Below are 6085 nucleotides of genomic sequence, written 5' to 3'. Positions count from 1 at the left end.
CGATATAAAACAGCCCGCTGATTATTCCACGAATCAAACACGGCATTGATGGTAAGGAAGAGTTGTTCTTTAGGATCCTCAGGAAAGCTTCGTTTTGCCGTTTTGAGCACAATCGATTTGAATGTTTCAATCACCTGTTTCCAATCTTCAGCGGTTAGTTCGGTATCGGAGTGGTACCCTTTTTCTTCACGGATATCTTCTAACCGTTGTTCGAACAAGTAGTGATCTACCTTTAGGACCACATTACTGAACATTTGAATAAACCTGCGATAGGAGTCATAAGCAAATCGAGGATTGTTCGTAAGTTCTGCCATTCCTTCTACTGTGTCGTCATTCATTCCAAGGTTCAAAACGGTATCCATCATACCCGGCATGGAATGTACGGCGCCTGAGCGTACCGAAACGAGAAGCGGGTTGGCTGGATCGCCCAATCGTTTGTCTGTTTTAGTTTCAAGGGTGTGAAGGGCTTCTAGTACCTGGGATTCGACTTCTGGCGAGATGACCTGACCTGCATCGTAATAGGCATGACAAGCTGCTGTCGTAATGGTAAAGCCGTAAGGAACGGGTAAACCAATTCGGGTCATTTCCGCTAAATTCGCTCCCTTTCCACCCAGTAGTTCCTTCTTACCGTTTTCAGATTGATCAAATAGAAATACAAATTGGTTATTCATTAGGCTAAGCTCCCCCTTTTATTAAACATGGCTAAAATGACGTCAGCTGTCTCTTCTATAGCTTTATTAGACACATCGATGATCGGACAGCCGATTTTTTTCATGATATTTTGCGCACATTCCAGTTCTTCAAATATTCGTTCTAATGAGGCATAGTTTGCAGCGTTGGTTAAACCCAGACTTTTTAATCGTTCTTGGCGGATGTCATTTAACTTTTCAGGTGAGATGATGAGTCCAACGCACTTTTTTCTTGGAATCTGAAAAAGTTCTTGAGGAGGTGGGATCTCTGGGATGAGAGGTACATTCGCGACCTTAAATTGTTTATTGGCTAGATACATAGAAAGTGGAGTTTTGGATGTTCGGGATATACCAATGAGGACGATATCTGCTTGTTTTAAACCGCGAACTTCCTGGCCGTCATCATATTTCACAGCAAACTCAATGGCTTCCACTCTTTTAAAATAGTTCTCATCCAACTTTCTCATCTGCCCGGGTTGTCGATTCGGCTGCATATGGAAGACTTGAGCAAACGCATCCATCAGAGGATACATTAAATCGACCGCCAAAATTCCTTCTTCTAAAGCTTTGTGGTCAAGATATTCTTTTAAATCCTGAAGGACAATGGTGTAAGCGATGATGGAAGGACTATACTTCGCATTCGTAATGACATTATTAATATCCTGTTTGTCCTCGACATAAGAAAAGTGCTTAATTTCCACTTCTCGTCCAAAAAATTGGCTTGCTACAGCCTTTACCATTAATTCAGCGGTTTCCCCGATCGAATCTGACACGACAAAGACGGTTTCTTTTGTAGTCACTATCCATCTCCTATTCTTAACGTAATAGAATTAGCCGTAAGAAACGGCATGTGTAAGTATAGATCTCCAATGTTGTCTCTTATTTCTCTCTCTTTATTGTGGAAGAGACTAGTATTTAATGTGTCATACTATTGATTGTTTTCGTGTTAATGTGACACACTATTTAACTGAATAGTATAGTATCATTGTTTGGGACTGGTTACAACAGAAAGATTTCTATTTCTCTGAAAAATTTGTCTGCAGTTTGGATAATCGATGTATTTCTGCACTATAAATCGTTGTGATTTGTATTTCATATTAGAAGTGAAATGTGTTTAAATGGCATTATCAATAAAATCATCCACTTATTAATAAATTTGCTGTTTTTTTGAGGGATTGGTGTTTTCATAATCCCAGGAAAGGGTAGTGATAAGCTCTGTCAGCGCTATGGCCTCCCGGAGATTCTAACAAGGGGATGAGAAGAAAGCCAGATTCGTAGGAAACAGGGTTACGTATCAGCCCTTCCTATTTTTTGTGAAGTAGAGAACCCACTTCTCATGAAAGAGAGACGGGAGGTTAATTTTACGCCCATCATACAGAATGCGCAGCGCCTATAAAAAAAGAAAGCTGGAGTGATAAATAAACAAGGAGGAAATATAATGAAGAAAATCGGTGTATTAACGAGTGGAGAAGATGCTCCAGGTATGAATGCTGCCATCCGTGCAGTTGTGAGATCAGGGACCTATCATGGCGTGGAAATGGTGGGAATCAAGCATGGATCTTATGGTGTGATTCATGAACTATTCGAGGAAATGGATGAAACATCGGTCGGCTCCATCATGCAACGGGGAGGAACCATCCTGCAGTCTTCTATAAGCGAAGAAATTTATACAGAGGAAGGTCTGCAAAGAGGAATAGGGAACTTGAAAAATGAAAATATAGAAGCGCTTATTATTATTGGGGGCAGAGAGGCTTTAAAAACCGCCCGGGCCTTCCATAAGTACCATTTCCCATGTGTGGTCATACCTGCCTCCATTGAAAGTAATATTCCAGGGGTGGATTACACGATAGGTTTCCATACTGCCCTCAACAACATTATCCTTTACATAGACCGAATTCGGGACACCGCATCGTCTCACGAGAAAACCTCCATTGTTGAGGTAGCGGGAGAGAATGCGGGAAATATAGCGTATTACGCTGGACTGGCCGGCGGCGCTGAGAAAATATTAATTCCAGGCTGGAAAGAGGATGCAGATCATATTATTCAACAGCTCAAGGCTGGCGATGGGAAGAGATACAGCATTATCGTAATTGCGGAAGGGAGTATAAATGGGGAAGATTTCAAACGCCAATTAAAAGAGCAGGCAGGAGTTGAGTCACGTTTAATCGTTTTAGGTGATACCCAGCGCGGGGGTGCCCCCACAGGAATCGATCGAATTTTAGCCAGCCAGCTGGGAGCGTTTGCCATCGAATCCCTGTTGAATAATCAAACAAGTAAAATGGTTGGAATCAATCAGAATGAACTGGTGAGTTATGACTTAGATGAGGTTCCTTCTCATAGGGCTAATATGGAGGAAAGTATGTACCAGTTGTTTAAAAAACTATCCTGATTGCAGGATACATGGATGTTCATAAAAGAAAGTTTATCTTTTTCCATTCACGTGAAAAGGGTTTCAGGGACTTTTCACACTTCTGTTGCCGAAAGGCATTAGGGCAGGCTGGCTATTGCTATCTTTCCCCTTATGGTAAGACCAGGGTATATAAGCACTTATGTAGATATCCAGATACATAGATGTTACATTGAATGAATCTTCTCAAAAAGGAGATAATTTGTTCGTAAAGAGGTGTTCCCATGATTGAGTGGATTTTATCCAAGATTACGAAAAAGAATAACAATGCTATTCAAAATAGAACAACCATTCATTCTTTACCTCCAAAGAGTAATAAAAATAAAACAGAGCAAGAAGAAGGTTATGTGAAAGACTGCGATTTAGGATGGTGCTAAGCACATTGCTTATAAGAAAGCCAATATGTCCGCAAGGGCATGTTGGCTTTTTGTATGCTTGAAAACATCAAGAAATATGGTCCATATGGCATTCAAAATGAATAGCGGGAGCGGTTCTTACAGATGCTTCAGGCACAGCTTAATCTTTAGAATGACGTTATTTAGAAGACGAAAACATTCTCGGTGCTCGGGTAATTTTATCTTCTATCGTGGATTACCGCTTATTTCCAATTTAGAGGCAGTTTGTGGGTGAGCAAGTTCTTCCCCACCCTTATCAACCGGATAGGAGCTAGACCACTTGGTAAAATCATGCGTTTAGTTTTTTTAGTGGTTTTTTCGTAACTTATAACATCACTAACTCATACAATACTATAAACTTGCGCTATAAAGGCTTTAGCCGGTTCTCCCATGCTAATTTGATTGATCGGAGGAAGTCCGGCTAGAGAGGTTTTATTGGATTTCTTTAAAGAAAGGGGTAGGGGAAGTTGTGAATCCGGATTTATGTGAATTACTAGCAAATAATGGTTTTGTACGTTGTTATTTAACCGATGCAGCAGGCAGCCCTGTTGATGAAATTAGTTGTGAAGAACAAGGGGATCGGGAAGATATTTCCGTTCAATTGCCTGGTGGAGAACAAGTCACTCTTCAAAAGGTGATGATAAGTAAACAAGCGTTTGTTGTAGTTGAAGTGGAGGATGACGATACCTTGTGTGTGTCTGAACCCATTCCGTTTTGCTTTTTTGAAAATGTAATTCTGTGCGCACCTGCAGGTACAGAAGTGGTTTGCAGCGTGACGGAATTTGATTGTCAAGCATGTGTGAATTGTCTTGATGGAGCTTTTGAATCGTTGGATATAAATTTTGCAATCTGCCAGAGCATTCAAATCGTTGCGGATGTGGTGGTCGAACAGGAGATTGGTTTTTGCTCGCCAAGGGACGTGATTGTTCCTGATCGTTGTTCATTTACGATGCCAAATCAGTGTCCCGTTGTTTTCCCTGGTCAAATGATAGACTTAAACGTTAATTCAAAAGGAACGCCGGAAAATGAATGTAGCACTTCTCCAGTTTCACCAACTCCAGCGCAGCTCCAAGAGGTAGCTTGCTTATCGGTGACGAGAGTATATGATTGGATCGTCCAGCAAAGCGATTTTAAACGGACCATTCCTGCTGGAGATGTGGAATTTACTTGTTCTCCGTGTGACATCCACCTGTTTGTTCCAGCAGATATTCTTTGTGATCGATTCCTTAGTGGTAAGGTGATCTGTGGTGATATCGATCCTGTAGAAGGAGCAGAAGTTACCTTCCGTGCTGAACCAGCCATTGTAGATTTCACACCTGACCCTGTTTTTACAGATGAATTTGGTAATTTTGAAGTGGAAGCTATTGTCTCAGCCGTAACAGAACCAACAGATGTCGTGATTACAGCCGAAACGATGGTAGATGGCCAAATGGTTTCTACCTCTTTGCCAACCATTGTTCAATGTTTGGCTGACCCCTGTATCATTGAGTTGTTTTCAACAGAACAAATCTTTTGCGATGGTTTTGTGGACGGCAGGGTCCGCTGTGATGGAAGAGTGATTGAAGGTGCTGTGGTGACGTTAGAGAGTAGTGATCCTGCGGTTACCTTTGAGCCAAATCCTGTCTTAACCGGTTCACTTGGCAACTATTTCGCGGGTGTAACGGTGGCTGATGGCACACCTTCTACTCCTGTTACCATTACAGCTTCCGCAACAGTAGAAGGTCAAATGATTTCAGCTTCAGTAGAAGTCCTCGTGGAGTGTGATAGCACATGCCCTTAATTATTAATGTCCCAGCACTAATCACTTGTAATGCAGTCATCACCGGGAATGTTACATGTGGAGGCAACCCTGTTGAGGGAGCGGAAATATTCTTTAGTGACTTCCCTGAGGATGTCGTATTTTATGACCCGAATCCAGCCATTTCAGATATTAATGGAAATTTTTCTACAACCGTAACCGTTCTTCCTGGAACCCCGTTAGTATCCATTGACGTCAATGCCACAACTGTAGTGTCAGGGAACTTTCTTGAAACTAATGTAGGCACACAAGCAGAGTGTCCAACCGTGGAATGTCCATGTAAATTCAGGATCGGCGTTCAAGGAAACCGGGCTGAAGCAGAGGTAGAAATCATGAATCAAGGAATGGACTCGACTTTAAGAGGCAGGATTAATGTGACGGCGGTCCAATGTTTCACAGCCAGTACTAACTGTAATCCAGCAGTTGATAACTTTAATGTAACGTTTCGCTCCGGGGGAACGACAATCAATTTTATTCAAGGACGGAGGATAGAAATTGATTGTATTGACGATACGTTTGCCCGAGTGCGAGGAACGGCTTTAGGAACGGGCAACTTATTTCAGGGTTTGTTTGAAGTACTGATTGAGGTGTCTATTGGACCAGGCAATATTGGGACGTGGACGGTGCTGGCAAATGACAACATGGGGCATACGTTTTCAACAACATTCACCGCTCCGATGAGTCCTATTACTTCGATTGGGGAATGCGGCGTACAGTTTTAATAAATATTAATCAGATTATTTACTTCTGGAATGAGCAGTTTAGCAAAGCTTCTTTGTGTATCAACGAAGCTTTG

At 41.9% G+C, this 6085-nt stretch carries 6 protein-coding genes; 4 read left to right on the top strand and 2 right to left on the bottom strand.

Features of this window, described 5'->3' with window-relative positions:
- The coding region (locus WAM07_RS13700) for a PEP/pyruvate-binding domain-containing protein (RefSeq protein WP_422167700.1) at positions 1-671 on the bottom strand (671 nt) is incomplete at its 3' end.
- Complete coding sequence (locus tag WAM07_RS13695; RefSeq protein WP_422167698.1) at positions 671-1489, bottom strand: pyruvate, water dikinase regulatory protein; 819 nt, start codon at positions 1487-1489, stop codon at positions 671-673. The genes WAM07_RS13695 and WAM07_RS13700, both read right to left, overlap by 1 nt.
- Before the next feature lie 638 nt (positions 1490-2127).
- Here WAM07_RS13695 and WAM07_RS13690 point away from each other — a divergent pair.
- The 4 genes from WAM07_RS13690 to WAM07_RS13675 all read left to right on the top strand — a co-directional run bounded on the left by WAM07_RS13690 (position 2128) and on the right by WAM07_RS13675 (position 6011).
- Positions 2128-3078, top strand: a complete 951-nt coding sequence (locus WAM07_RS13690; RefSeq protein WP_422167696.1) for an ATP-dependent 6-phosphofructokinase — start codon at positions 2128-2130, stop codon at positions 3076-3078.
- Between the two features lie 242 nt (positions 3079-3320).
- Complete coding sequence (locus WAM07_RS13685; protein WP_422167694.1) at positions 3321-3473, top strand: hypothetical protein; 153 nt, start codon at positions 3321-3323, stop codon at positions 3471-3473.
- 487 nt (positions 3474-3960) lie between these two features.
- The gene (locus tag WAM07_RS13680; protein ID WP_422167692.1) at positions 3961-5271 is read left to right on the top strand and encodes a hypothetical protein; all 1311 of its coding nucleotides are present in this window, start codon (positions 3961-3963) and stop codon (positions 5269-5271) included.
- Positions 5262-6011 (top strand): hypothetical protein, encoded by a 750-nt coding sequence (locus tag WAM07_RS13675; RefSeq protein ID WP_422167691.1) that lies wholly within the window; start codon positions 5262-5264, stop codon positions 6009-6011. The genes WAM07_RS13680 and WAM07_RS13675 overlap by 10 nt, the downstream gene beginning before the upstream one ends.
- Positions 6012-6085: the final 74 nt, after the last annotated feature.

Source organism: Halobacillus sp., from assembly GCF_049282395.1.
GTDB lineage: Bacteria > Bacillota > Bacilli > Bacillales > Halobacillaceae > Halobacillus.
The sequence above is the reverse complement of the archived record's forward strand: the minus strand, read 5'-3'. Positions and strand labels throughout refer to the sequence as shown.

Bases quoted from the DNA above. Each gene is read 5' to 3' on its own strand.
- WAM07_RS13675 (WP_422167691.1), top strand. From the start codon at position 5,262: ATGCCCTTAATTATTAATGTCCCAGCACTAATCACTTGTAATGCAGTC.
- WAM07_RS13685 (WP_422167694.1), top strand. From the start codon at position 3,321: ATGATTGAGTGGATTTTATCCAAGATTACGAAAAAGAATAACAATGCT.
- WAM07_RS13690 (WP_422167696.1), top strand. From the start codon at position 2,128: ATGAAGAAAATCGGTGTATTAACGAGTGGAGAAGATGCTCCAGGTATG.